The sequence below is a fragment of the Burkholderia sp. PvR073 genome (assembly GCF_054055695.1).
In genome coordinates this window covers 1,078,458-1,105,174 of record NZ_JBSRXO010000001.1, presented here as the reverse complement: position 1 = coordinate 1,105,174, position 26,717 = coordinate 1,078,458, and the positions used below count along the sequence as shown (strand labels likewise).

The 26,717-nt window shown below is 66.3% G+C and carries 22 protein-coding genes and 1 pseudogene; 9 read left to right on the top strand and 14 right to left on the bottom strand.

Annotated elements, in window-relative coordinates; all coding sequences use genetic code 11:
• Window positions 1-35 precede the first annotated feature (35 nt).
• Both ACVK00_RS04900 and ACVK00_RS04895 read right to left on the bottom strand, forming a co-directional pair.
• Complete coding sequence (locus tag ACVK00_RS04900; RefSeq protein WP_228908756.1) at window positions 36-815, bottom strand: alpha/beta hydrolase family protein; 780 nt, start codon at window positions 813-815, stop codon at window positions 36-38.
• Window positions 812-1,912 (bottom strand): DUF3182 family protein, encoded by a 1,101-nt coding sequence (locus ACVK00_RS04895; RefSeq protein WP_354123307.1) that lies wholly within the window; start codon window positions 1,910-1,912, stop codon window positions 812-814. Before ACVK00_RS04895 ends, ACVK00_RS04900 begins: the two co-directional genes overlap by 4 nt.
• On the opposite strand from ACVK00_RS04895, the gene ACVK00_RS04890 reads away from it, so the two are divergent.
• Complete coding sequence (locus tag ACVK00_RS04890) at window positions 1,799-2,056, top strand: hypothetical protein (protein WP_284888700.1); 258 nt, start codon at window positions 1,799-1,801, stop codon at window positions 2,054-2,056. The two genes, ACVK00_RS04895 and ACVK00_RS04890, sit on opposite strands and share 114 nt — an antisense overlap.
• Before the next feature lie 98 nt (window positions 2,057-2,154).
• Here the strand turns inward: ACVK00_RS04890 and ACVK00_RS04885 are convergent, their stop codons facing one another.
• Window positions 2,155-3,333, bottom strand: a complete 1,179-nt coding sequence (locus ACVK00_RS04885) for a chromate transporter (RefSeq protein WP_284888559.1) — start codon at window positions 3,331-3,333, stop codon at window positions 2,155-2,157.
• Entirely contained in the window at window positions 3,330-4,307 is a 978-nt protein-coding gene (locus tag ACVK00_RS04880) for a chromate resistance protein ChrB domain-containing protein (protein ID WP_284888560.1), read from the bottom strand. The genes ACVK00_RS04885 and ACVK00_RS04880 overlap by 4 nt, the downstream gene beginning before the upstream one ends.
• A 174-nt stretch (window positions 4,308-4,481) precedes the next feature.
• Between ACVK00_RS04880 and ACVK00_RS04875 the strand changes: the two genes are divergently transcribed.
• The 3 genes from ACVK00_RS04875 to ACVK00_RS04865 are packed head-to-tail and all read left to right on the top strand — an operon-like array spanning window position 4,482 to window position 6,219.
• Entirely contained in the window at window positions 4,482-4,754 is a 273-nt protein-coding gene (locus tag ACVK00_RS04875; protein WP_011659988.1) for a metal/formaldehyde-sensitive transcriptional repressor, read from the top strand.
• Window positions 4,755-4,765: 11 nt separating this feature from the next.
• On the top strand, window positions 4,766-6,031 hold the full coding sequence (gene dmeF / locus ACVK00_RS04870) for a CDF family Co(II)/Ni(II) efflux transporter DmeF (RefSeq protein ID WP_354123216.1): 1,266 nt from the start codon (window positions 4,766-4,768) through the stop codon (window positions 6,029-6,031).
• A 2-nt stretch (window positions 6,032-6,033) separates the two neighbouring features.
• Window positions 6,034-6,219 carry a DUF1289 domain-containing protein gene (locus ACVK00_RS04865; protein WP_228908760.1) on the top strand — a complete coding sequence of 62 codons (186 nt, stop codon included), beginning with the start codon at window positions 6,034-6,036 and terminating at the stop codon, window positions 6,217-6,219.
• A 120-nt stretch (window positions 6,220-6,339) separates the two neighbouring features.
• On the opposite strand, the gene ACVK00_RS04860 is transcribed toward ACVK00_RS04865, so the two are convergent.
• Window positions 6,340-8,487 (bottom strand): TonB-dependent receptor, encoded by a 2,148-nt coding sequence (locus tag ACVK00_RS04860; protein ID WP_284888562.1) that lies wholly within the window; start codon window positions 8,485-8,487, stop codon window positions 6,340-6,342.
• 153 nt (window positions 8,488-8,640) lie between these two features.
• Here ACVK00_RS04860 and ACVK00_RS04855 point away from each other — a divergent pair, with 153 nt between their 5' ends.
• From ACVK00_RS04855 to ACVK00_RS04840, 4 genes are all read left to right on the top strand, one after another.
• Window positions 8,641-9,846: an MFS transporter gene (locus ACVK00_RS04855; RefSeq protein ID WP_284888563.1), complete on the top strand. Its 1,206-nt coding sequence runs from the start codon at window positions 8,641-8,643 to the stop codon at window positions 9,844-9,846.
• A gap of 334 nt (window positions 9,847-10,180) precedes the next feature.
• Window positions 10,181-11,488, top strand: a complete 1,308-nt coding sequence (locus tag ACVK00_RS04850) for a dicarboxylate/amino acid:cation symporter (protein WP_228908763.1) — start codon at window positions 10,181-10,183, stop codon at window positions 11,486-11,488.
• Between the two features lie 436 nt (window positions 11,489-11,924).
• Window positions 11,925-13,859, top strand: a complete 1,935-nt coding sequence (locus ACVK00_RS04845; protein WP_284888564.1) for an NHL repeat-containing protein — start codon at window positions 11,925-11,927, stop codon at window positions 13,857-13,859.
• A gap of 269 nt (window positions 13,860-14,128) precedes the next feature.
• Window positions 14,129-17,014, top strand: coding sequence for a bifunctional YncE family protein/alkaline phosphatase family protein (locus ACVK00_RS04840; RefSeq protein ID WP_284888565.1), 2,886 nt, complete (start codon window positions 14,129-14,131; stop codon window positions 17,012-17,014).
• A gap of 94 nt (window positions 17,015-17,108) precedes the next feature.
• Here ACVK00_RS04840 and ACVK00_RS04835 read toward each other — a convergent pair whose 3' ends face one another.
• The 9 genes and pseudogenes from ACVK00_RS04835 to ACVK00_RS04795 form a co-directional block, all read right to left on the bottom strand.
• Entirely contained in the window at window positions 17,109-17,558 is a 450-nt protein-coding gene (locus ACVK00_RS04835) for a GNAT family N-acetyltransferase (protein ID WP_284888566.1), read from the bottom strand.
• A gap of 65 nt (window positions 17,559-17,623) precedes the next feature.
• Window positions 17,624-18,580 carry a hypothetical protein gene (locus ACVK00_RS04830; RefSeq protein WP_350227396.1) on the bottom strand — a complete coding sequence of 319 codons (957 nt, stop codon included), beginning with the start codon at window positions 18,578-18,580 and terminating at the stop codon, window positions 17,624-17,626.
• Window positions 18,581-18,763: 183 nt separating this feature from the next.
• Window positions 18,764-18,925 (bottom strand): annotated as a pseudogene (locus ACVK00_RS04825) (MerR family transcriptional regulator); the annotation flags it as partial.
• A 72-nt stretch (window positions 18,926-18,997) separates the two neighbouring features.
• Window positions 18,998-19,954, bottom strand: coding sequence for an amidohydrolase family protein (locus tag ACVK00_RS04820; protein ID WP_284888568.1), 957 nt, complete (start codon window positions 19,952-19,954; stop codon window positions 18,998-19,000).
• Window positions 19,932-20,879: a YncE family protein gene (locus tag ACVK00_RS04815; protein WP_284888569.1), complete on the bottom strand. Its 948-nt coding sequence runs from the start codon at window positions 20,877-20,879 to the stop codon at window positions 19,932-19,934. The genes ACVK00_RS04820 and ACVK00_RS04815 overlap by 23 nt, the downstream gene beginning before the upstream one ends.
• 54 nt (window positions 20,880-20,933) lie before the next feature.
• Window positions 20,934-22,226, bottom strand: a complete 1,293-nt coding sequence (locus ACVK00_RS04810) for an MFS transporter (RefSeq protein ID WP_228908770.1) — start codon at window positions 22,224-22,226, stop codon at window positions 20,934-20,936.
• A gap of 100 nt (window positions 22,227-22,326) precedes the next feature.
• The gene (locus ACVK00_RS04805) at window positions 22,327-23,244 is read right to left on the bottom strand and encodes a dihydrodipicolinate synthase family protein (protein ID WP_354123215.1); all 918 of its coding nucleotides are present in this window, start codon (window positions 23,242-23,244) and stop codon (window positions 22,327-22,329) included.
• A gap of 8 nt (window positions 23,245-23,252) precedes the next feature.
• Entirely contained in the window at window positions 23,253-24,425 is a 1,173-nt protein-coding gene (locus ACVK00_RS04800) for an L-rhamnonate dehydratase (protein WP_175798550.1), read from the bottom strand.
• Between the two features lie 50 nt (window positions 24,426-24,475).
• The gene (locus ACVK00_RS04795) at window positions 24,476-25,522 is read right to left on the bottom strand and encodes a 4-hydroxythreonine-4-phosphate dehydrogenase PdxA (protein WP_284888571.1); all 1,047 of its coding nucleotides are present in this window, start codon (window positions 25,520-25,522) and stop codon (window positions 24,476-24,478) included.
• Between the two features lie 155 nt (window positions 25,523-25,677).
• Between ACVK00_RS04795 and ACVK00_RS04790 the strand changes: the two genes are divergently transcribed.
• On the top strand, window positions 25,678-26,628 hold the full coding sequence (locus ACVK00_RS04790) for a LysR family transcriptional regulator (RefSeq protein WP_284888572.1): 951 nt from the start codon (window positions 25,678-25,680) through the stop codon (window positions 26,626-26,628).
• Window positions 26,629-26,717 lie beyond the last annotated feature (89 nt).

The following is a 26,717-nucleotide window of genomic DNA, read 5'->3' as shown; positions in this document are numbered from 1 at the left end:
CCGACAGGGACGCTCGTCGAGCCGGTAGAGGCGCGCTATGCGTCCGTCGGGCCCGGTCCGGCGGATCCGCGCTCACCCGCACGCTGACCCGTGATCATCTCGACCAGCCACTTCTCGACGAGGGCGGTGTACGCGCGCTGGCTGGCAGCGTCCGAGAGCCCGTGATCGGCGCCTTCGAGAATCCGGTACGTCAGCGAATGCGCCGACAGGCATGCCTGCAGATAGCTGGCGATCGCCGTGTGCGGCACGATCTGATCGTGCTCCGATTCGACGAGCAACACGTCGCCGCGAAAGCGAGACGCCGCGCGCAGTGCGCGATTGTCGGACGCCGGCACGATGCGTTTGCGATACGCGACGAGATCGTGCTGGACGTGCAGCGCGCGCTTCGGCGTATTCCAGCCGTCGTCGAGATAGAGCGCCGGTACGCGCAGGCCGAGCCAGCGTACGGGGCGCAATTCGGTCAGGATGGTCGCGAGATAGCCGCCATAGCTGCTGCCGACCACGGCGATGGCATCGCGATCGATCAATGGGTGGTCAACGAGCGTATCGTAAGCGGCAAGCAAATCGCGAAGATGGGTTTCGCGCGTCACGTTTTGCTGTTCCTCCAGCGTACGTCCATGCCCGGTCAGATCGAACGTCAGACAGACGCAACCGAGCGCCGCCGCCTGCCGCGCCCGTTCGAGATACTGCTCCTGGTTGCCGCCCCAGCCGTGCACGAACAGAACGCCCGCCACGGTGGTCTTCGGCGCGAGCACGGTACCGTCGAGGTAGCCGTTCTCGACCTTGATGCGCACACGATAATGCTCCGCTGTCATGTCTCGCTGCTCCTTCGGAAGGGATGACGATCGACCGTGTAGTACTTGGTGAGGGCGCCGGCCTGGGCATCGACACCGCGATAGACGATCTGCGCGCCGGCCGGTATCACCGGGTCGTCGCCGTAAATCTCGTGCGTCGCGGCGGCCACTGCGTCCACCTCCAGGTCCGTCCTGAACATGCGCAACGCGCCGATTTCCGCGCCGGATGCGCCGCCGATCCGCCACGACTGCTCCAGTACGCCGCAGTGGCGCACGCCTTGTGCATCGGTGCCGAACGCGACGTCGTAGTTGCGCCGCGACGCAAAAAAGCCCGCGTAATCGCGTTGCACGGCGGCGTCGAATGCGCATGCCTTCGCGATCGCCTCACTGACCTCGGTCGTGACGTCGAGCCGCGCCAGCACGTCGAAGCCGCCGCGGACGACGACGAGGTCGGTGCCGCCATACACTTCATGGCCGTGGTTGTTGACGGTCAGATGCTGAACGCCCCAGTAGCTCGCCACCAGATCGTCGAGCGTGACCTGCCCGACGCTCAACGTCTCGATCGAATCGAGATGGCGCTCGACGACGATGCCGCCGGTGCGCAACGCCGCGTCGCCGAACGCGTCGAGCTCCGCTTCCAGTTCCGCCATGTCGGCCACGAGTGTCTGCCCCGTTCCGCCGATTCCGCAGGGCCGCTTGATCCGCACGCTGCCGTCCTGCCACAGGCGCTGCGCGGCATCGCACGCATCCTCGCGCGAGAACGCGGAGTAACCGGGCAGCGCGAGCGCCGCGGTGCGTTCCGCGAACGGGACGGACCAGCCGGGCGGCTTCACGCGGGCGCCGTCGACCAGACGATGGGCTATCACCTTGGTCGCGACGAACGGAAACGGCACGACGCCACCGAACAGGTCTCGTACCGATCGGACCCCGAGTTCGCGTGCCTGCGACACGGTGAGCGTATCGTTCGGGATCACGTAACGGTTTGCAGGGTATCGTTCCGTCCGATGGAACTCTCCCGCAAGCCGTGTTCCCTTCAGTTCGGCGATCTGCGCGCCGAGCTGCCGCAGCGTATCGGCTACATGACCGACGTGCGGCGTTCCATCCTCCCGGAAATGGATGAGGACGACCGGCAGTGCCGGCGTTGCGTGCGCCAGGTGGGCCCGTGGTTTCAAATCGCCCCCTTCGCGCCGACGGCGCGATTGTCAGGAATGCATCGTCGCGGGCGGTATCGCCTGTCGAATCCGCTCGTGGCGGTGATGTAGCAAGATTCATTCACCGACGCGCGCGGATCGGCATGCCGGAGGGGACGGAAGGCTCCGGACGATCAGCGCGGCACGCGTTCACCGCGCCGCAGCGCGAATCAATGATGGAGCAACGGATAGGCCACGAGCCCGAAGAGCGCAGCCGCGGTGACGATGACCGGCTCCTGCAGCTTCCTGAATCGCCACAGCAGCAGCACGGTTGCGACGGCGACCAGTGCGGTCGGTATGTCGACGATCGACCGTTTCGCGATCACCAGGACGGAGCCCGTGATCGCACCGACGGCTGCGGCGGTGATCCCGTCCACGAACGCCTTGACGTCCGGACGGTGCCCGTACTTCTTCATGTACGGCGCGGGAATGACGGTGAACAGATAGCAAGGCAGGAACGTGCCGAGTGCCGCGACGCACGCGCCGGGCAAGCCGGCCACGAGATACCCGATGAAGCCCACGGTGATCACGACCGGGCCGGGCGTGATCATCGCGACCGCGACGGCATCCACGAACTGCCTGTCGTTCAGCCAGTGATGTTCGGTGACGACGCCGCCGTAGAGGAACGGCACGATCGCGAGCCCGGAGCCGAACACGAACGCGCCCGCCTTGGTGAAGAACGCGCCGATCTGCACGAGCTGCGGCAGGTCGATGCCGCTCAGTATTCCGCTGGCGGCCGGCAGGTTGGCGGCGGCAATCGCATTCAGCCCGCCCCGATGCAGCCACTTGGGCGGGGCGCGCCACAGCCAGCCGATCAACCCGGCAGCGATGAAGAGCCATGCGATTTCCGATTCCGTGACGAACGTGACGACGGTGAGCGTCAGGAAGATCGCCCAAAGCAACTTGTCATTGCCGACGGTTTTGGTGGTCAGCTTGTACGCGCTCATCGCGATGATGCCGACCACCGCCGCGCCGACACCATAGAAAACCGCCTGCATCCACGACAGCCCGCCGAAGTGCGCGTAGGCGAATCCGAGCGCGAGCACCATCAGGAACGACGGCAGCACGAACGCGAATCCGACGAGCGTCGCGCCCAGGAGACGATAGTGGACGAAGCCGAGATAGATCGCGAGCTGCGCGGCCATCGGCCCGGGCGCGAGCTGGGCCAGCGTGAGTCCTTCCTTGTAGTCGGCTTCGGTGATCCAGCCGCGACGCTCGACCAGGTCGCGACGCATGTAGCCGGCGAGCGCAACCGGCCCGCCGAAACCGAACGTCCCGAGACGCAGCATGTAGGCGACGAGCTCGCCGAGCGAGTAGGTCGGTTCGGTCGCGGCGATGGCAGTGGTCATGACCTGGCTCCGGTCCCGTTCTTTCCGGTCGATGAAAAATGCGCATACAGGGCATCGAGCACGGCGCCCATGTGCTCGAGCAACTGGTCGTCGTTCTCCGCGCGCTGGCGCGTGCCGGCCATCACGGCCTCGAAGCCGATCGCTTCGGGCGCCGCGGGGCCGCCCACGTCGAGCGCATGCACGATCTCGCCGAGCCGCACGAGTGCGGCGTTCGTGTCGAGCCCGAAACTCGCGAGCAGGACTTCGAACGTGACGCGCTCGCCGACATGGGTGAATGCAGCGCCGTCGAAATCGAAGCCCAGCGCGTCAGCGGGACAATCCGCCGGCGACGCGAGCCAGATGAAGCGCGCGCGGGTGTCGATGAAGCGGCGGATCAGCCACGCGCTGGCGACCCGATCGACCCACATGCGCTGACGCGTCGCCCAGGTTCGTCCCTGGTACTCGTCCATTGCGAGCTGGCGGACGGGGCGCTCGGCAGCGTGCGGCTCGCCCGGCGACAGCACGGTATCGACCAGCGCGCCGAAGTCCTGCAGCGCGACTTCGGCGCGGGTCGCCGCGTCGTCCGGGAAGTAATCGATTGCCCGGATCGCGTCGAAGTCCTTGCGGACGCGCCGCAGCAAGCGCGTGAGTTCCGTGGCGGACTGTCCGGCGAAGGTCTTACGGGCTTGCGCGAGTGTTTGAATGAAGGCGGTGTAGTCGTCGCCTCGATCGAAGAGCGTCCGGAACTCCAGGTCCTGCGACGCGTCGAGACTCGGCGCGCGCAACAGGTGGGCGGTGCCGCCGCTCTCGGCAATCGCGTCCGCGAGCTCGCGCAGTGCCGTTTCATGCTCGTCCGAGTGCGGGAGCAGATAGATGCCGTCGCGCAACACCGCGCAGCCCTTCGCCTTGAGGGAACGCCAGAACCGCATGCGCGCCGTCGCGTTCTGCGTCGGAAGCGTCAGGATGAGGAGCGACCATGTCGTGAGCGCATTCATGTAGACAATGCTACTCAAGCGTTATCAGCTCTACAAGAAAACTTTGGCGAAGGCTGCCGTGGCGTGGCGGCCGGGCAATCCCTTCTTCGTCTGACGTTTGGCGCATATACCCCTCCCCCCTATATGGAAGATCGATTTGATATATAGTCCCCCCCGGTATATGAAGGGACTGCCATGAGCCACACCATCAAGGAAAAGCAGAAGCTGCTGAACCGTGTCCGCCGCATCAAGGGACAGGTCGAAGCGATCGAACGCGCGCTGGAGGACGAGCGCGGTTGCAACGAGATCCTGCGCCTCATCACGAGCGGTCGCGGCGCGATGAACGGCCTGCTCGCGGTCGTGCTGGAGGATCACATCCGCAGCCATCTGGTCGACGCCGAACATCACGCCGATGAAGGCAGCGCGACCGAACAACTGATCGAAGTCGTTCACAGCTACTTCAAGTAATCGAGGGCGAAATGAACGACTTCAGGAACGACGCCTTCGGCGCAGGGCACGACCACATCTTTCTCGGTGCGGCGCACGAGCAGAACGAACGCAGGACGTGGATGGTCATTGCGCTGTGCACGGCGATGATGGTGGCGGAGATCGTCGGCGGGTCGATGTTCGGCTCGCTGGCGCTCATTGCGGACGGCCTGCACATGTCGACACATGCGGGCGCGATGCTGATCGCCGCGCTCGCCTACACCTACGCTCGCAAGCATGCGAGCGACCCGCGCTTCGTGTTCGGCACGGGCAAGCTCGGCGATCTGGCGGGCTTCACGAGCGCGATCGTGCTCGCGATGATCGCGCTGCTGATCGGGTACGAGGCGGTTGCGCGCCTGCTCGCCCCGGTACCGATTCATTTCGGCGAGGCCATTCCGATCGCGGTTGCCGGCCTGCTCGTCAACGTCGCGAGCGTCTGGCTGCTGAGCGGCGATCATCATGGCCATGGTCACCACCACCACGGGCATGCTCACGACGCTCACGAACACGACGAGGACGCGCACCGGATCTTCGATCAGCAAGGCGTGTTTCTCGTATCGGTGTACGAGGACGGCGTCCCGCCGGTTTTCCGTGTAGCTCCCGCGACGAACGAGACGAAGCTCGTCGACGCGAGCGCCGTGTCGGTGACGACGATCCGCCCGGACGGCACGCGGCAGACGTTCGCGATGGAAAGCCGCGGCGCTTACCTGGAGTCGACCGACGACATTCCCGAGCCGCATGAATTCAAGGCGATCGTCCGCTTGAACGGCCGCGAGCACGCACTGGCGTTCGAGGAGCACGACCATGGCGCGTCCGCGGCGGCGGCGCGCGACCACAACATCCGTTCCGCGTATATCCACGTGATCGCCGATGCGGCCGTGTCCGTGCTGACGATCGTCGGGCTGCTGCTTGCGCGCGCGTTCGGCTGGGTGTGGATGGATCCGCTGGCCGGCATCATCGGCGCGCTGGTGATCGCGAACTGGTCGTACGGCCTGATGCGCGACACCGGTGGCATCCTGCTCGACATGAATTCGGACCGTCGTCTGACGGACAATGTGCGCGATGCAATCGAAGGCGTGGGCGACCGCGTCGGCGACCTGCATGTCTGGCGGCTCGGGCCGGGGCACATGAGCGCGGTCGTGTCGGTGGCGACGGCGGACCCGAAGCGGGATGCGCGCTTCTATCACGGCGTGCTCCAGCGTTTCAGGAACCTGTCGCATGTCACCGTCGAAGTAATGCCGGCGACGCGAGGGCAGTAGATATGGCGGTCAAATCCCCTTGCATCGACGTGTGTTCGTTCGACGGCCGGACCGGCTACTGCGTGGCATGCCTGCGCACGCGCGACGAAGCGCGCGGCTGGAAGAAGATGACGGACCACCGGCGTCACCAGATCGTGAACGACCGCGCGCGGCGGCACGCGAAGCTGACGCGGGACACGACCGACTGATTGCAGGCTTGCGCGGCCGGACAGCGACACGCCGCGCGACCGCATCCACATATTGCCGACGACGCACGCCGCGTGTGGTCGCCAGCGGGCCCGGCACGCGTCGTCGGCAACGCGCCGCTTCTACATCTCGTATCGCAACGTCGCCATGACGCTGCGCGGTGCCCCCGGCAGGTTGAGGTTCGCGTTCGAGCCGTGTGCCGAGACGATATAGCCCTTGTTGAACAGGTTGTAGAGGTTCAACTGAAGCGACATCGGGCCGCGCGCGTACCAGGCCATCATGTCGGCCGTCACGTAACCCGGCAAGGTCACGGTGTTCTGCGGATCGGCCATCCGCGCGCCGACGAAGTTCAGGCCGCCGCCAACGCCGAAGCCGCTGCCGAGATTCTTGGTCAGCCACAGATTGCCGGAGTGACGCGGCGTGAGCGTTGCCCGCTTGCCCTGCAATGCAGCGGTCGAGTTCGTGACGGTTGCATCCAGGTACGCGTAGCCTGCCAGCACGCGCCAGCCGTGGCTGAGCTCGGCTGCGCCGCTGAGTTCCACGCCGTCGGTCCGCTGCTCGCCGATCGGAATCAGCGCCGTATTGGTTGCATTGGCGATCTTGATGTTGCTGCGATCCAGCCGGAACACCGAGATCGTCGTGGTGGCCTTGCCGCCGAGCCAGTCGTACTTGGCACCGATCTCGGTATTGGTCGTGGTTTCCGGCGCGAGTTCCGCATTGTTGGCCGCGAGCGAGAACGCCTCGCCCGACGGCTGGAACGAGCGGCTCCACGACACGTAGTACGACTGCGTCCGGGTCGGCTGCCAGACCAGGCCCAGGCGCGGGCTCCATGCGGTGTCGGTACGCGACAGGCCCGGTTGTTGGGGACGGCGATCGAGCGTCTCCTGCTCGAAGCGATCGTAGCGGATGCCGACCAGCGCCTTCCACTGATCGTTGAAGCTGATCAGGTCCTGCGTGTAGAACCCGAGCGTCTTGAAGATGCCGAGGTTGTTGGCGGCTGGCGTGGTCGACGTGTGCAGCGGCAGCGTCGGCAGCGCCGGCGCGAACAGGTCGAAATTCATCGGCTTGCCGTTCGCGTCGGCGACGGGAGTCGAATAATTGACGAGATCCTTGTTCTGCTGGCCGAATTCCATCCCGTACAGCAACTCGTGCTTCATGCCGAACAGCGTGGCCCTTTGCGTGAGATCGGTCTGGTTGAACCAGCCGTGTTCCTCGCGATAGACGTTGCCGTGATTCAGCGTGAACGTCCGGTTCGCTTCGTTGACGCTGCCGACGAGCGTGTTGTTCCGGTCGAGCGAATAGTGATAGTAGCGAGTGGCATTACGGATCGACCACTGTTCGTTGAACTCGTGCTTGATCGTCGCGGTGCTCGAATAGACACGCGATCGCGAGTAGTCGACCTCGCCGGCGTTCGCCGCGCCGTAATAGGCGGAAGCCGGCACGTCGACCGGCCGTCCCTTGTAGGCCGGGATGCCGAAGTCCGTCACGCGGCGATCTTCGAGGTAGTCGGCCTGCAGCAACACCGTCGTCTTCGGCGCGATGCGGAATTCGAACGACGGCGCGACCGCCGTGCGATTCAGAAACTGCTGCGACCGATAGCTCTTGGCTTCCTCGTGCGCCCCGGTTATCCGGAACGCGGCCGCGCCGTTCGCGAGCACACGGCCGACGTCGGCTTCGACCCGACGATCGGCCCACGAACCGTAGCTGACACCCAGGTTGGTGACGTCGATTCCGGGTTTTTTCGTCACACGATTGATTAGTCCACCTGAAGAACCCCGGCCATAAAGAACGGCGGCAGGGCCCTTGACGACTTCTACCCGATCGACGTTCGACAGATCGCGGAAATAGAGCGCATCGTCGCGAATGCCGTCGACGAACTGGTCGGCAATCGCGGAGAAGCCGCGAATGGTGACCTGGTCGCGCTGACCGTCGCCGGTGGAAAACCCGACGCCCGCGACGTTCTTCAACACGTCTTGCAGGGAATTTGCGTGCTGATCACGCATCACTTCGGCCGTGATCACGTTCACCGTCTGCGGGATATCGCGCAGCGGCGCGTCGATCCGGGTGGCGCTGACCGCGTTCGTCGGGTTGTAACCTTCTCCCGGATCGCGAACGGCGCTCGCGCTCACCGACACGGCCGGCAACAGGTTGGTCGTCGTGCTCGTCGGCGCCGCGGTGTTTTCCTGCGCGAAGGCCGCGCCAACCATGATCGGCTGGCACGCAACGGCAGCCAGGACGGCTCGTCGTGCCGGGTGCAATACTCGTCTCATCTCCCAACCTATCGTGCGTAATGATTCGTAATTTCGTAACGCGACTCATTATCATTTGAAAGGAATGGAAGGTCAACAAGTGTTGCGTTGCACGGGATTGTTGATTTGTCTGATGTTTTCGTACACCGCCCCCAACCTTGATGTCGACCCGTCATGAGCGTTCCATCACCGATTGCCGGCAAGCCTGCGATTCCGCGGACCGTGTGGGCGCTGGGCCTCGTCAGCCTGTTCATGGACCTGTCGTCCGAGCTGATCCATGCGCTGTTGCCGATCTATCTGGTGTCGACGATGGGGATGAGCGTCGTCGCGCTCGGCATCCTCGAAGGGGCGGCCGAGGCGACCGCGATGATCGTGAAGGTGTTCTCCGGCGCGATCAGCGACTGGCTCGGGCGCCGCAAGGGACTGCTGCTGCTCGGCTACGGCCTCGCGGCGTTGACCAAGCCTTTGTTTCCGCTGGCGTCCACCCCGGCCCTGGTCGTGACGGCCCGCCTGCTCGATCGCGTCGGCAAGGGGATTCGCGGCGCGCCGCGCGACGCGCTGGTGGCCGACGTCGCACCGCCCGAAATCCGCGGCGCGTGCTTCGGCCTGCGGCAGTCGATGGATACCGTGGGCGCGTTTCTCGGACCAATGCTCGCCATCGCGCTGATGCTGTGGTTCGGGAACCATATCCGGACCGTGCTCTGGTTTGCCGTGGTGCCGGCTTTCGTCGCGATCGCGCTGATCGTCTTCGGCGTGCGGGAGCCCGATCGGGCGGCACCGCACCGGCGCTTCCGCTCGCCGCTGCGCTGGAGCGCCCTGCGCGAGTTTCCGCGCAGCTACTGGTTCGTCGTCGCGGCCGGCGCGACCTTTACGCTCGCGCGTTTCAGCGAGGCGTTCCTGGTGCTGCGCGCGCAGCAGACCGGGCTCGACGCCGCATGGATCCCGGCGGTGATGGTCGCGATGAGCGTCGCCTATTCGCTGTCCGCCTGGCCGGTCGGCATCCTGTCGGACCGGCTGGATCGCCGCGTGCTGCTTGCGGCCGGCATGGTGCTGTTGATCGCGGCCGACCTGCTGCTGGGCATCGGCACGTCGACGATCTCGATGTTCGTCGGCGTGGCCGTGTGGGGGCTGCACATGGGCTTTACGCAGGGCATCCTCGCCGCGATGGTGTCGGAAACCTCGCCGGCCACGCTGCGCGGCACCGCGTTCGGCGTATTCAATCTGGTGAGCGGAATCTGCATGCTGCTCGCGAGCAGCCTCGCCGGCGCGCTGTGGACGCATTTCGGCGCGTCGACCACGTTTCTCGCGGGCGCCGCGCTGGTCGTGGTGCCGCTGGGCCTGTGCCGGTTCATGCCGCGACCCGGCGCGTCGGCGGCGTGATGCGTCGCGTGGCGGTTTCGCGGATGTCCCGCGTACGACCAAGTGACCGCCTGGCGCCACGGTGCGCCTGTCCCAAACCGGCGGCGTTGCGCGTCCCGCTGCGGCAGAACGCTCCGGCACCTACACCTGCCTTGCCCCGCCATCCTCCCTTTCAGAATTGAAAGATCGTCCGGCGTTTGCGATAGAATGCCCCCCCCTGTTCGCCGTGGCCATGCCCCCGGACGGGCTCCGGCAGTCGAAGCGGCGCGCGCCGTGCTCGCGGAATTCCGTTCCCGTTTCGATGCCGGCGATCGACCTGCCGTTGGAAACACATGTTCCGTAATTTGGATTGCTAATGAAGAAGAAGCACAACATCACCCGGTACATCGTCATCGCGATGGCGCTGGGCATCGCCGTGGGCTACGCCTGTCATAGCGCGTTTCCCGACCCGAAAATGGCCAGGGAAGTCGCCGGCTACGTGTCGTTGCTGTCCGACGTGTTCCTGCGGCTGATCAAGATGATCATCGCGCCGCTGGTGTTCGCGACGCTGACGGTCGGCATCGCGCAGATGGGCGACAGCGGGTCGGTCGGCCGCGTGGGCGTGAAGGCGTTCGGCTGGTTCTTCATCGCGTCGTTCACGTCGCTGGTGCTCGGTCTCGTGACCGCGACGATCCTGAAGCCGGGAAGCCACCTGAGCCTGCCGCTGCCGGCCGCCGATGCGACGCTGAACCTGAAGACGGCCGCATTCACGCTGAAGGACTTCGTCGTTCACCTGGTGCCGAAGTCGATCGCCGAGGCGATGGCGAACAACGAGATCCTGCAGATCGTCGTGTTCTCGATCTTCTTCGGCACCGCGCTGTCCGCGCTCGGCGACGCCGGCAAGCGCCTGACCGGCGTGATCGACGATCTCGCGCAGGTCATGCTGAAAGTGACGGGCGCGGTGATGTGGTTCGCACCGGTCGCCGTGTTTGCCGCGCTGGCGTCGACGATCACGACGGAAGGGCTCGGCATCCTGCTCACATTCGCGAAGTTCATGGCGAGCTTCTATCTGGCGCTGGCGCTGCTGTGGGGCGTGCTGACGCTTGCGGGCGTCACGTTCCTCGGCAAGCGCGCGTTCACGCTGATCCGCCTGATTCGCGAGCCGTTCCTGCTGTCGTTTGCGACGGCGAGTTCCGAAGCCGCGTATCCGAAGCTGCTCGACGCGCTCGACCGGTTCGGCGTGAATCGCAAGATCTCGAGCTTCGTGCTGCCGATCGGGTATTCGTTCAACCTCGACGGCTCGATGATGTACTGCACGTTCGCGGTGTTGTTCATCTCGCAGGTGTACGGGATCGACCTGCCGCTCGGCACGCAGATCACGATGCTGCTGATGCTGATGGTGACGTCGAAGGGGATGGCCGGCGTGCCGCGCGCATCGCTCGTCGTGATCGCGGCGACGCTCAATCAGTTCCATCTGCCGGAATCCGGGCTGCTGCTGATCATGGGTGTCGACATGTTCCTCGACATGGGACGCTCGGCGACCAACGCCGTCGGCAACTCGATCGCGGCGGCCGTGGTCGCGAAGTGGGAGGGCCAGCTCGGCGATCCGCGCGACGACGCGGATTCGGGCGGCGGCGGCGAGATCAAGCAGGTGGAGGTGCGGGAGACGGCGACGTCCGCGTGATTTCCCTGTTGTCGTGATGTGCGCCTGCCTGGATTCGACCTGAATTCAGGCCGGTGCGATATCCGCCAGCGGTCATTCGTTTACCCGCATCCGGCGATTTTCCCGATTCGCCGAAAAACCCTCCGTTATTTCAATACGTCGCATTCGAGCCGGCGGCGATATTCCCGAAGGCGCAAGCCCGACTTCCCCGATATCAAGCGTGCACGCGTAAGTGATCATTCACTCTCGCGCAATTGCGCGCGCCGTCTGCGCGAGCGGTTCGCAATTTTTTTCGATTTATATACAGCTATTCTCGACGCTGCCGATTATCGAATGCACGCCCGATGTAATACCGACTGAACCGGATGATTTAGCGGAAGTATTTACGCATTGCCGAATTCAAACCATCCGGCTGCCCCTCGGGTAAATGATTCCACCATTCAGGAGAACCTCAGCCATGGTCGCCAGAAAATCGATTCGGGCCGTGCTGCTCGCCGCCGCGATCGCCGCGATTGCGCCGTCCGGATACGCGGGCAATACCACCGATTGGCTGGCGAACACGTATGGCACGCTCGCGGCGCACGTCGGCAACGTCGCGCGTTCGATGTGGGTCGCGCCCGAAGGCGTGATCTACACCGCGTCGATGTGGGACGAGGATGAGGGCGGCGTCGCGATCTACCAGAACGGCAAGAGCGTCGGCTCGATCGGCGCGCATTCCGAATTCCAGGGCAGCGCGATCACGGGCAACGCGACGTCGCTGTTCGTCGCGCTGCAGCCCGGCAGCAGCTACGGCAGCGGCGCGGTCGGGCGCTACAACCGCGCGACGCGCTTTCGCGACAAGCTGATTCAGGTCACCGCGGCGACGAACCAGCCGCGCATCGACGTCGTCACCGGGCTCGCCACGGCCGGCTCGCTGCTCTACGCGAGCGATTTCTACGGCAACCGCGTGCGGGTGTTTACGACCGACGGCGTCTGGCAGCGGGACATCGGCGTGTCAGCGCCGGGCGCGCTCGCGGTCGACGGCGCGGGGAACGTCTGGGTCGCGCAGAAAAGCGCCGGCGCGATCGTCGAATTCAGCCCGGCCGGTGCGCTGCTGAACACGATCCGGCTGGCGGCCGGGTCGCAGCCGTCGGCGCTCTATGTCGATGCGGCGGCAGGGGAGCTGCTGGTCGGCGACGAAGGCCCCGACATGAACATCAAGCGCTACACCGTATCGGGCCGGCCCGCGCTGGCCGGCACGTTCGGCGTGCGCGGCGGCTATCTCGACACGACGGCGGGCATCAAGGGGCAGGTCGGCGCGAAGCGCTTCACCCGGATCGTCGGGATCGGCAAGGACACGGGCGGCAACTTGTACGTGCTCAACAACCCGTGGGGCGGCAGCTGGGATCTCGGCCGCAACGGCGCGACCGACATTCATGCGTACAGCAGCACCGGCAGCCTGCGGTGGACGCTGCAGTCGCTCAACTTCGAAGGTATCGCCGCACCGGATCCGGTCACGGACGGCGCGCTGTTCTACAGCGGCACGCATATCTATGGCGGCACTGCGGGCGGCACCTTCGTCGCGAATACCGTCGATCCGTTCACGTATCCGTCGGATCCGCGCATCAATATGAGCGACACGCAGCGCGACGAGCACTTCGGGCTGCTGACGTCGGTCGGTGCGAACCGGATCCTCGTTGCAGCGGGGCAGAATCCGCCGGTTTACTACTTCTTCCACTTCAACGCTGCCAACGGCTATGTCGCGATTCCTGACGGATCGATCCCGGGGCCGGCGTTCAATACGACCCGGCGCGTGTCGGCCGGCTTCAGTCTCGACAGCAAGGGTGGCGTATGGGCCGGCCTCGACAAGACCGGCGCCATTTATCACTATCCGCTGACCGGCTTCGATGCGAGCGGCAAGCCTTCGTGGGGGCCGGGCGTGCCGACGCCAGTGCCGGCCAGCATCCAGCCGCTGACGCGCGTCGTCTATCTCGCCGACAGCGACACGATGGTGCTCGCGCAGGGCGTGGTCGGGAGTACGGACTGGACGTCGATCGGCACGCGCATCGAGGTGTATCACGGCTGGAGCGCGGGCAACACGACGAAGCCGAATCCGGTGATCACGCTGCCGCACAGCGGCGCGAAGTCGATCGACGCGGCCGGCAATCACTTGTTCGTCGGCTACTGGTTCAGCAGCAGCGGGCCGCTTTGGCCGAACATCGACGCATTCAACCTCGACACCGGCAACCTCGACACGACGCTCGTCAATGCAAGCCCGGCGACCGTGGATACCAGCAGCGCGATCGACGCGATGTACAGCGTGCGTGCGTACCGCCGCTCGAACGGCGAGTACGTGGTGACGAAGAACAACGTGAAGGGGAACAGCATCACCGTTTATCGGTGGACGCCTTGAGGGCGGCGCCTCGAATGCAACGATGACACCACGGTGGCTGTCATCGAAACGTCTTCGCTGTAACCATATGTAATAGGTCGGCCCGCAATGGTGCCGGTCATCCACTTGACACTGGGCGGCGCTGTAATTCCGGCACGTCGGCGATAGTCGACGCAACCCATTCGATCGCTTGGCACAGGCCCGCGCCACCGCGCGACACGGGCAGACAGGGCCAGGATCATGCCGGACACGTCAGACGATAATCGCCCCCACTGTTCCAGAGGATTCCTATGAAAAATAGCCAGGTCAAGCGTGCGCTCCGGCTCGGAGCCGTCATGTCGGCCGTGCTGCTTGCGTCGCAGGCGCACGCGGACGGGTTCGACGCCACCGATGCCGCCCGCGTGCCGAGCGGTCAGTTCGTCACGCCGCTGGCCGTCCGTGGCGCGGTCCAGCAGTTCCTGAATCCCGGGTTGCCGGCCTATCCACATTTCGTCGCGGGGGAAGCCGTGCGCTCGCAATTGAGCCCGGACGGCAAGACGCTGGCGATCATCACCGCCGGCCAGAACTCGCTGTACAAACCGGACGGTTCCGTCGACACCGCGAACTCGACGCAATTCATCTTCCTGTACGACGTTGCGGGCGCGAACAAGACGCGCCCGGTGCTCAGGCAGGTGCTTCAGCAGACCAACGCGTTCGTCGGCCTGGCGTTCTCGCATGACGGGAGCACGCTCTACGCGACCGGCGGCAGCGACGATGCGGTCTACGTCTATGCGCAGCACGGCGGCACGTGGGCGCTGTCGACCACGATCGCGCTCGGCCATGGCGGCAAGGGCGTCGGCATCCGCGTGCAGCCGAACGCGGCGGGCCTTGCGTTGTCGGCCGACGGCAAGACGCTGGTGGTCGCGAACAACTACAACGATTCGATCAGCGTGATCGATACCGCGACCAACAACGTGCGCTACGAGCACGACCTGCGCCCGTTCTTTGCGGGCAATGAAGGCCGCAGCGGCGACGCCGGCGGCACGTTCCCGTTCGCGGTCGTCGTGAAGGGCAACGGCGTCGCGTATGTGTCGTCGGATCGCGATCGCGAAATCATCGCGATCGACGTGTCGTCGCCGTCTCGCGGGCGTCTGGTCAAGCGCATCAAGCTGGACGGCAACGCGCTCGGCATGACGCTCGACGCGTCGCAATCGAGGCTGTTCGTCGCGCAGGACAACGCCGACCAGGTCGCGGTGATCGACACGAACACCAACGCGATCGTGACGCGGATCGACGCGCGCGCACCGTCCGGTGTGCTGGCGCACGGCCAGACGCACACGGGCGCGGCGACGTACGCGGTCACGCTGTCGCGCGACGGCCGAACGCTGTATGCGACCAATGCCGGCGCGAACGAAATCGCCGTCATTCCGCTCGTCGGCGAGCGTGCGTATCGCGTCACCGGATTGATTCCGACCGCGTTCGAACCGCACGACGTGACGTTCAGCGCGGACGGCACGTGGATGTACGTGGTGAACGGCAAGAGCACGACCGGCCCGAACCCGGACCACCTGTCCGGCGCGACCCCGGCGCAGGCCGCCGCGTCGCGCGCATCGAACGAATACCAGTTTCAGCTCGAGCGCGCGTCGCTCGTGAGCGCGCCGGTGCCCGCCGCCAACGAACTGCCGAAGCTGACGCAGCAGGCCGCGCGCAACAACTTCTATCGCCCGGAAGACAACGACCGGGATAACGAAGTGATGGGCTTTCTGCGCCGTCACATCAAGCACGTGATCTACGTCGTCAAGGAAAACCGTACGTTCGACCAGGTGCTCGGCGACATCGGCAACGGGGCCGACGGCGATCCGCGGCTCGCCCAGTTCGGCCGGAACATCACGCCGAACTTCCATCGGCTGGCGAGCCAGTTCGTGACGCTCGACAACTTCATGAACCCTGGCGACGGCAGCATGGACGGCTGGTCCTGGGCGCTTCAGGGGCGCGTCACCAACACCGAGACGATTACGCAGCAAATCAACTACGCGGCGGTCAATCGCGGCCTGTCGTACGAGAGCGAGGGCACGAACCGCAGCGTGCCGGTCAACTGGGAATCGGTGCAGCAGCGCGATGCGGCAGCCGGCCCGGCCGGCACGACGAACTACAGCAACGCGGCGGCCGGCCTGCCGGGCGGCGCGGCGAACCTGCTGCCCGGCACCGGCAACCATGCGTCGTCCGATGCGCCGTTCGGCCCCCAGCGCGGCTACATCTTCGACGCGGTGCTCGCCGGCGGCGGCACGGTCCGCAACTACGGATTCCTGGTCAACAACATCGGCAGCATCGGCACGGCCGCGAACCCGATCGTCGACCCGCGCGCGTCCGGTGTCGTCCAGGTCGCCGCACTGGACCCGCGGCTGGCGTCGATGACCGACGTGTACTTCCGCGGTTTCGACCAGACCTATCCGGACCAGTGGCGCCTGAACGAGTGGAAACGCGAGTTCGACCAGTATGTCGCGAGCGGTAACCTGCCGACGCTGTCGCTGGTGCGCCTGTCCCACGATCACATGGGCGCGTTCGGCACGGCGTTCGCCGGCGTGAATACGCCGGAAACGCAGCAGGCCGACAACGACCTGGCGGTCGGCCGGCTCGTCGAGGCCGTCGCGAAGAGCCCCTATGCGAGCGACACGCTGATCGTCGTGACCGAGGACGATGTGCAGGATGGTCCCGACCACGTGGATTCGCATCGCGGGCCGGCGTACATCGTCGGGCCGTATGTGAAGCAGGGCGCGGTGATCCGGACGCGCTACAGCCAGGTCAACGCGCTGCGGACCATCGAGGACGTGCTCGGTACGCAGCACATGAACCTGAATACCGCCTACCAGCGACCGATGAGCGACGTGTTCGACGTGCATGGCCCGGCGTCGTGGAGCTATACGGCCGTCGCGTCGACGGCGCTGAAGGGCACCGGGCTGCGACTGGCCGAAGGGGCGGGCGAGAATCTGCTGCACTACGCGGCCGGGCCCGATGTCACGCCGACGCATGACGCGGCGTACTGGGCGAAGGTGACGGCGAAGTTCGACTTCGACGATGCCGACGAGGTGCCGGCGGATCAGTTCAACCGTGTCTTGTGGAAAGGCATGATGGGATCGAAGCCGTACCCGAAGCTGCGGGGCGTGACGCAGAAAGTGGCGAGCCGAGACGACGATTGATCGTCTGGGCGGTCGGTCTGGAAGGCGGCCCTCTCGGCGGGAGGGCCATGTTTTTTGCAAGTCGCGTGGGGGCGGTCGGCCGGGGCGCTCGATCTCACGCGCGCCATATCAGATTCGCACTGTGTTCCGTTTCCGATACGAGGCGGAAACCGAGGCGCTCGTAGAGTCGACGTGCGGGATTGCCGTGTAGCACGCTGAGCGATACGGGCACGTGCGCGCGTGCCGCTTCGACCAGCAACTCGCGCAGCACGGCTTCGCCGATGCGTTGCCCTTGTCGGGCCGGCAGGATCTGGATCTGGTGAACGTGCCATTCGTCGGCGGAGCGCGTCACTTTCAGCAATCCGATCGCGTTGACGCCGGCGCCGGCGCTTTCGCAGACGATCATCGCGTCTTCGAAGTTCGCCGCGATGCGCCGGTGGTGCGCTTCATCGTCGGTCGGCGCGCCGACACGTTGCAGATGCTCGGTCATCGTGAGCCGGCGCAGCGTCAGCAGAAAGGGCAGGTCGGATGAGGATGCGGGACGCAGGCGGATCGCCGGTTTCATGAGCGATGTGGATGCGCTCGGGGATCGAGCTTCGACGCCGATGATTGCAGCAATCGCGAGGCGGGTCAAAGCCCCGGCAACGGAATCTGCCGCCCGGCCGGGCGATGCTCGAGGACATCCGTGACTTCGTATTCGGTTTTCGCTCCGTCCGAGGTTTGCCACTGCTGCATACGGACATTGCAGACGAGCACGTCACCCTTGCTGAAACTGATCTGGCTGTTGTTCACGCGCGACAGGAAGCCGGCATCCGTGATCGCCGCGTGAATCGTCGACGCGCCGTCGTACAGCCGCCACTTGTTGTCGTCCTTGAACGCGAGCGACACGATCGAGAACGCCATCTTTCGATGTTCGTCGAGAAGGAGCGCGTCGGTTTGTCCGGGCGCGTGAAACCAGGCGATCTCATCGCGGGTGATCGTCTCGAACACCTCTGTGTCGGTGCCGGTCGCGAAAATCACGATGCCGTCGCGCGCGAGCGGCGCAAGCACGTGCTCGGTGGCCTGTCGAACGCCGACGTCGCGCAGCAGCGTGAGGACCGACAGGTCGATCTCGAGTTGCTCGCCGTCCACGTGCAGCAATGCGGTGTGGTCGTGCATCTGCACCCGCTGGATCTCGCGCCCGCGCAACCACTTGAGGACGGCGAAGAGACCCTTCCTCGCCTTCGGCGCGGCGATGCCGAGCGCGGTCAGGATCGTGACCGCGTTGGCAAGCGCCGTGCTTCCGTTGCCGCTCAGGAGGTCGCGCATGCGGCCGAGCAGCGAGGTCGCGAGCGTGAAGTCGATCCCGAAGCTGCCGGTCTTGAAGCTGCCGCGCACGTTCACGCGCGGTTGAACCTGATCGCCGCACAGTGCCCGTGTCGACGCTTCCAGCAAATCCCCGATCGCAAGCAGTGCGGGCGCGAGTTCGCGCACGTCCATTTCGGAAGACTCGAGTGCGGGGCCGTCGTAAGTGACGCGAAATCGGCTCATGGTGTCGAGGCGGCCGAAATCGGCCGGGCCGGTACGGTTTTCATGGCGTGCGGTCATGCGAAATGTCGGCTGGAAACGTGGACGATACAGGAATCGAATTCGTTCGGATGCCTTGCATCTTAAGCGCGATCGATTGGCCGCGCGCGACGTTGGCCATCGGGCCAGGGCGATTGTCCGACGTGTCCCGACAGTGCCCGCCAAGCATCGAACTTTCCACTACTTTCCCGGTGACGACCGCCGACTCGTGCGTGCGAGCTCGCCGGAGCCGTAGACCCGATAGCCCGTCGGCGTTCGCTTCGGCGCGACGAGACCGTGCCGCTCATAGAGCCGCAGCGCCTTCACCGATACGCCGAGCCGCGCGGCTGCCGCAGAGGCGCTCAAGCGAAGCGTGGACGTGCCCATTCGTCACCCCTGTCTGCCGTCGATTCGTCACCCCCAGCATAAAGGCGACCCCAAGGGCCGGGTCAAGCGCGTTCACGAAATCCGGTACACGCGCATCGCATTGTCGTGCCAGATTGCCTGACGCGCCGCCTCGTCGAGGTCCGCCATCGCGCGGGCAAACGTACGCAGCAGCGCCGGATACGACACGCGCAACCCCGCCACCGGAAAATTGCTCGCGAACAGGCAGCGTTGCCAGCCGAATATCGCGATCGTGTCGCGGATGATCCGCGCGTTGTCCGCCTCGTTCCACACCGCATCGCGCAAGCCGAGTTCGGAGATCTTCACGGTCACGCGCGGCGATGCGGCCAGTGCTTCCATGCCGCCGCGCCAGCGCGCGAGCCCTGCTTCCGAGCGATCCCACGGCAGCCCCGCGTGTTCGAGGACGACGTCGATACCGGGCGCATCGGCCAGCAGCGCGGCCGCGTCGCCGAGATGCCAGAACGGCACGCGCAGATCCCAGCCGAGGCCATGCGCGGCGACGCGCTCCAGCGCGGCCGGCCAGCGCGGATCGCGCAGCGTGCCGGGCCCGTCGACGAACGCATCCGGCGCCGCGGCGGTGCGCGGCTTGAACCGCACGCCGCGCACGCGCGGCCACGCGGCCTGTTCGGCGAGCCGCTCGTGCGCATCGTCGGCCAGCAGGTCGACCCACGCGACGACTGCCGACGGCAGCCCGTGCGCGGCCGCGACCTCGTGCAGCCAGCGCGTTTCCGCGAGCGCCTCGCCGCGCGCCCGTTCGGCCTCGACATGCACGCTCGCGACGATCGGCGCGCGTTGTGCGGCATACCGGTAGTCGTCCACGCCGAAGTCGCGGCACAGCGCCGCGTAGTCGCCGAACATGAAGCGTGCCGGGTCGTAGCGTTCCTGCAGCCACGGATAGTGCGCACCCGCGCCGAGCTGCCACAGGTGGTGATGCGCGTCGACGAGCGCCGCCGGCAGCGCGTGCGGCGGCGGGGCGTCGCCGTGCCGCTCAGCGCGCGCCTGCGAGCACATACGACGCATCGGGTTCGCGCAGCGTCGGCCATGCGCCGACGAACCGCCACGCATCGAGATCGAGCTCGCGCACGTAGTCGTCCTGGAACGACACGTACGCGACGCGCCGAGACGGATGGAACGACAACGCGGTCGGGTTCGCGGGCAGCGCGACGCGTTCGATCTCCTCCAGCTGCCGCGCATCGAACACCGAGATCGAACGCTCGCCGGAATTCGTCAGCAACAGCAGGTCGCGTCCGTCCGGCGCGCTGGTGCGGTAGATGCGGTTCGGATCGCTGCGCGTCTTCACGCGGCGGCCGCAGGTCATCGTGTCGGTGTCGATCTCGACGAGCGTGTCGTCGCCGCGATTCGCGACGAACAGCGTGCGCTCGTCGCCCGACAGTGCATTGCCTTCGGGACGCGGGCCGGGCATCACCGCGCGCGGCGCGACGGTCGCGTCGCGCGGATGGAACTGCGTGACCGTGTTCGACAGCAGGTGCACGCCGTATGCGCGGCTCGCATCGCGCGTGAGCGTCACGAGGTGGGTCTTCACGCCGCCGGACGGCACGGCCATGTTCGGCACGCTCTGGCGGGTCGGTTCGTCGAACACGAGCAGCATGTCGTGCGCCTCGCTCATCGCGTACAGCCGGCCGTCGCGATCGGTCGCCATCCCGTGCGGCCGGTAGTACGGCCACAGGTCGAGCATCCGCGTATGCGTGCGCTCGACGAGGTCGATCTCGGCGATCCGGTGATCGCCTTCATGGCCGCGCGACCAGGCGGTCTCGATCCCGAAGATGCCGACGTACGCGAATCGATTGTTCACGTCGACGGTGAACTCGTGCGGGAAGTTCGGCAGCACGATGTGCTTGAGCGCGGCTTTCGTTTCGAGGTCGTAGAAGCTGAAGGTATGGGCGCATTTCTGCACCAGCAACAGGATGTCGTTCATGGTGTGTCTCCGTTGTTTCGTTCGCGTAACTGCGTGCGCGCGTGTCGGCGCGCGTCAGCCTTCGCAGCGCTTCGGCAGCGTCAGCGCGAGCAGGCCGGCCACCGCGAGCGTGACGGCGAGGCTGTACACGCCGGCCGCCGCGCTCACGTGCTGGGTCAGCACGCCGACCGCATACGGGCCGCAGAAGCCGCCGAGGTTGCCGAGCGCGTTGATCAGGCCGCGCGCGCTGCCGGCCGTCTCGACGCTGCACAGCTTCGGCGGAATCGCCCAGAACACGCCGGCGGCCGCCTGCAGGAAGAAGCCGCAACCGATCAGGAACGCGAACGACACGACCATCGATGCATGCGTGAGCACCGACAGCGCGAGGCACGCGGCGAAGCCGACGAGCGGCAGCAGCACGAACAGGCGGCGCTTGCCGGTCCGGTCGGATAAATACGACGTGGCGAACATCCCGATCACCATCGCGACATACGGCAGCATCGCGAGCAGGCCGACCTTGCCCATCCCGCCGTGCGTGAGGTTTTTCAGCAGGGTCGGCAGCCACATCGTATAGCCGTAGATGCCGACCTGATAGCAGAAGTTGATCGCGATCAGCAGCCAGATCGTCGGGTTGCGCAGTATCGCGCCGAACGACGCGGCGGCCGGCGTGCCGGCCGCCTGCTTGCGCGCCTGTTCGTCGCGCAGCGCGTCGAGGATGTACGCCTTCTCGCGCGGCGACACCCAGCGCGCGGTTTGCGGGCCGTCGTCGGCGAACATCATCCACGCGAACAGGCACAGCAGCGACAGCGCGCCGGCGCTGAAGAACAGGTGACGCCAATCGTACGCGGCGAGGATGAAGCCGGACAGCGGCGCGGTGATCATGCCGGCGAGCGGCACGAACATGATGACCATCGCGTTCGCGCGGCCGCGTTCGCGGTCGGGAAACCAGTGGCTGACCATCGTCAGCACGACGGGCAGCATCCCGCCCTCGGCCACGCCGAGCAGGAAGCGCAGCGTCAGCAGCTGCCACGTGTGGGTGACGAGCCCGGTCAGCACCGACAGTACGGCCCAGCTCACGAGCGACCACGCGATGAAGGTCTTGCCGCTGCCGAGCGCCGCGCGCCGGCCGCCGGGGATCTGCAGGAACAGGTAGCCGAAGAAGAAGATGCCGCCGGCGAGGCCGGCCATCGTCGCGTCCATGCCGAGATCGGCGTTCATCCCGCCCGGCATCGCGAACGCGATGTTCACGCGATCCATGTACGAAATGATGCAGGCGAGCAGCAGCGGCGGAATCACGCGCAGCCAGCGGCGGCGCGGAATGGCTTCGCCGGCTTCATAGGCCGGGGTGGCGGGGTTCAACAGGTTCATGGTGTCTCCGATCCATGTGACGAGCGGCGGCGGTCGTCTGTCGGACCGCCGTCACGCCGATGCACAACGCATGTGCGTTGCAGGGGCAACCGGTGTTTGGCTAGCGTCCCCAGCGCAGCACGAGCGGATCGAGCCGCCGCGCCGCGTCGAGCAGGCCCGCGCGCACTTCAGGGTGCAGCTCGGGCCACGGCGCGCGCGGCTGGTCGCACGCGATCACGCCGCCTTCCTTCATCAGCGCCTTCGCGGTCAGGAAGCCCGACTGACGGTTCTCGTAGTTGATCAGCGGCAGCCAGCGCGCGTACTGCTCGCAGGCTTCGTCGCGGCGTCCGGCGAAATACGCGTCGGTGATCCGGCGGATACCGTCCGGATAGCCGCCGCCCGTCATCGCGCCGGTCGCGCCGGCATCGAGGTCGGCGAGCAGCGTGATGCCTTCCTCGCCGTCCCACGGCCCCTCGATCGCGTCGCCGCCGAGCGCGATCAGCTCGCGCAGCTTCGACGCGGCGCCGGCCGTCTCGATCTTGAAGTACGACACGGCGTCAATCTCGCGCGCCAGCGTCGCGAGCAACGACGCAGGCAGCGCGACGCCGCTCGCGGGCGCGTCCTGGATCATCAGCGGAATGTCGAGGCCGTCGGCGACTTCGCCGAAGAACGCGCGCACCTGCGCTTCGGGCACGCGGAACGTCGCGCCGTGATATGGCGGCATCACCATCACCATCGCGGCGCCGCATGCCTGTGCGTGGCGGTTGCGCTCCGCGCAGAGGCGCGCGCTGAAATGCGACGTCGTGACGATCACCGGCACGCGGCCGGCGACGTGTTCGAGTGTCGTGCGCGTGATGAGGTCGCGTTCGTCATCGCCGAGCGTGAACTGCTCCGAGTAGTTCGCGTGAATGCAGATGCCCTGCGAGCCGGCATCGATCATGAAGTCGAGGCAGCGGCGCTGGCCGTCGAGATCGAGTGCGCCGTGCGCGTCGAAGATGGTCGGCGCAACCGGAAAGACGCCCTGGTAGCGTGCGTTCATGGCCGTGCTCACTCGACGATGTCGAACTGGTCGAGGAACTCGGTCTTCAGCGTGAGACCGAGGCCCGGCACGTCGTCGCGCAGTTGCAGGAAGCCGTTCTCGGCCACCGGCTCGCCGTCGAAGATGTAATAGAACAGCTCGTTGCCGACTTCCACGTCGAACATCGGGAAGTACTCGCTCATCGGCGACGCGAGCGTGCTCATCGTCAGGTGATAGTTGTGCATCTGGCCCGCATGCGGAATCACCGGCACGCTGTACGCCTCGCACAGCGCATTGATCTTGTGCGCCATCGTGATCCCGCCGACGCGGTTCGTGTCGTACTGCACGACCGACACGGCCTTGCGGTCCAGCAGCTGCTTGAAGCCGTACAGCGAGAACTCGTGCTCGCCGCCGGAGATCGGAATGCGCGTGAGCTGGTTCAGTTCCGCGTAGCCGTCGATGTCGTCGGCGATCACCGGTTCCTCGAGCCAGCGCGGCTGGTACTTCTCGAGCTTCGGCAGGATGCGCTTCGCGTACTCGAGATTCCAGCCCATGTAGCACTCGAGCATCAGGTCGTTGTCGTAGCCGATCACCTCGCGGATCGCCGCGACCGACTTCAGGTTCTCCGTCACGCCCTGCTGCCCATGCGCGGGCCCGTAGCCGAAGCGCATCTTGAACGCGCGGAAGCCTTCCTTCATGTAGCGCTGCGCCTCGTCCTGCATCTCTTTCAGGTCGGTGCGGTAGAGCTTCGAGTAGTAGCAGGGGATCTTTTCCTTGGTGCGGCCGCCGAGCAGCTTGAATACAGGCTTGCCGACGCTCTTGCCGAGGATGTCCCAGATCGCGATGTCGACCGCCGAGATCGCCGCCATGCCGATGCCCTTGCGGCCCCACGCGTGGGTCGCGCGGTACATCCGCTGGTTCAGGTACTCGTAGTCCCACGGGTCCTGGCCGATCACGAGCGGCGCGAGGTACTGGTCGATGATCGCTTTCGCGATGTGCGGCGCGAGCGCGACGTTGCCGAGGCCGACGATGCCGTCGTCGGTCTCGACTTCGACGACGGTCCACGCATGGAAGCGGAACGTGCTCATGGTTTCCTGCGGGGCGTACAGCAGGTCCATCGCGTTCGAGCAGAAGTTGCCCTGCGGCGGGACGGTCTTGCCTTTCCACTGGAATACGCGGGCGCGCACGGAGCGGATCTTCATGTTGGTGTCTCCTGGAATCGATGTTGTTGTATGCAAGGGGCGCGCGAGCGTCACGCCGAAACGGTGGGCGTGCGGCGTGCGGCGCCCATCCGGCATGCGATCTGCAGCGCCTGCCAGGTCGCGCCGACGTCCGCGCTGCCGCGGCCCGCGATGTCGTAGGCGGTGCCGTGCGCGGGCGTCGTGATCGGCACGGGCAGCCCGCCCTGCACGGTCACGCCGCGCGAGAAGCCGAGCAGCTTGATCGCGATCTGCCCCTGGTCGTGGTACATCGTGACGATCGCCTGGTAGTCGCCGGCCTGCGCCTTCAGGAAGATCGTGTCGGCGGGGAACGGGCCGTGGAACGGCGCGTCGGTCGGCCAGTCGCGCGACTGCAGCTTGCGCACCGCCGGCTCGATGATGTCGACTTCCTCGCGGCCGCAGCTGCCGCCGTCGCCGCCGTGCGGGTTGAACGCGGCGATCGCGACCTTCGGCGTCGCGACGCCGTTCGCGAGCAACGACTGGTAAATCAGTTCGGATGCCTGTTCGATGCGCTCGATGCTCAGTTGGGCCGCCGCTTCCTTCAGCGGAATATGCGACGAGATGCGCGCGGTCCACAGTTCGCCGAGCGTGTTGAATTCGCAGAAGTAGCCGGTCACGCCGAGCGCGGCCGCGAAGTGATGCAGCTCGTCGTCGTGCCTGAGCCCGCCGAGCTTCATCGCGTACTTGTTCAGCGGCGCGAAGCAGATCGCGTCGATGTCGCCGGCGAGCGCGGCGTCGAGACACTGGTCGAGCACGGTCAGCGTCGAGCGGCCGCCGGCCGCGCCGGGCTGGCCGACCGTAACCTGCGCGGGATCGATCGTCTCGACCGCGACGAACGCGGCGCGCGCGGTGGACGGCCGGCCGCGCACGGCGGCGAGCGACTCGACGGGCTCGACCTCGACCGTCACGCCGGCGACGCGCTGGCCGGCTTCCCACAGCCAGCGGTCGCCGATCAGCACGAGGTTCGCGCGGGACGTCGCGTCGGGCCGCGCGAGCAGTTTCGCGATCAGTTCGGCGCCGATGCCGGCGGGGTCGCCGAGCGTCAGCGCGACGACGGGCAGGGCAGCGGCGGTCGTCATGAGGCGTCTCCGTGACGGGCGGCGGTCGGGTGCGGGTTCATGCTGTGTCTCCGGTGTCGGCGCGTGGCCGTTGGTCTATGGGGTTCATGCTAGGTAGACGGAATGAGTCGGTAAATTGAAAACTCTTGATGAATCGATAACCTGGAGTAATCGAAATGGGCTCGATCGATCGACGAGACTCGACTCCCCAATTGCTGAACCGGCTGCGGATGCGGCAGATCGCGCTGCTGCTCGCGGTGGATGAATGCTCGACGCTGCGCGGGGCCGCCGGGCAGCTGGGCCTCACGCAGCCGGCCGCGACGAAGATGCTGGCCGAGCTGGAAAGCGCGCTCGGCCAGCGGCTGTTCGACCGCGTCGGGCGCGGGCTCGTGCTGAACCCGGCCGGCGAGCGCGTGCTCGGCTATTTCCGCGGGATTCGCGGCAGCATGGAGGCGCTCAATCGCGAGCTGGGCGAGCTGCAGCTCGGCAGCGCGGGGCGGCTTGCGATCGGCAGCATCATGGCCGCGTCGCCGGGGCGGCTCACCGAGGCGCTGGTGCAGTTGAAGGCGCGCTATCCGCTGCTCGCGATCGACATCGCGGTCGATACCAGCGACCGGCTGATGCCGCAGTTGCGCGAAGGCGTGCTCGAAGTGGTGATCGGACGCAACGTCGGCACCGATTGCGACTTCCGCGTGGTGGACGACGAGGCGCTCGCGATCATCGCGGGCCGCGACCATCCGCTTGCCGGCGCCGGGCCGGTCGAATTCGACGCGCTGCTCGATTACACGTGGATCCTGCAGCCGGCCGGCAGCCCGGCACGCGAAGTCGTCGAGCGCGAATTTCGCGCGCGTCACCAGCCGATGCCGCGCGGGCTGGTCGAGACGGGCTCGATCCTGACGACGATGAACCTCGTCGACCGTTCGCACATGCTCGGCGTGATTCCGCTGACGGTCGCGCGGCGCAACGCGGAGCACGGGCTCGTGGCGATCCTCGATTACGAGCTGGACCAGAAGCTGCCGTCGTACGGGAGTCTCGTGCGGCGCGACCGGCCGCTGAGCATTCCCGCGCAGCAGTTTCTCGCGCTGTTCCACCGGGAAGGCGGGCCGGGCGATGACGGCGGCGCGTAACGGCGCGGTTTGCCAGCCGAGGCGGCCGAGCCAGCCGCGCCAGCCGAGGCGACCGAACCAGCCGAATCAGCCGAGCTGGCCGAGCCAGC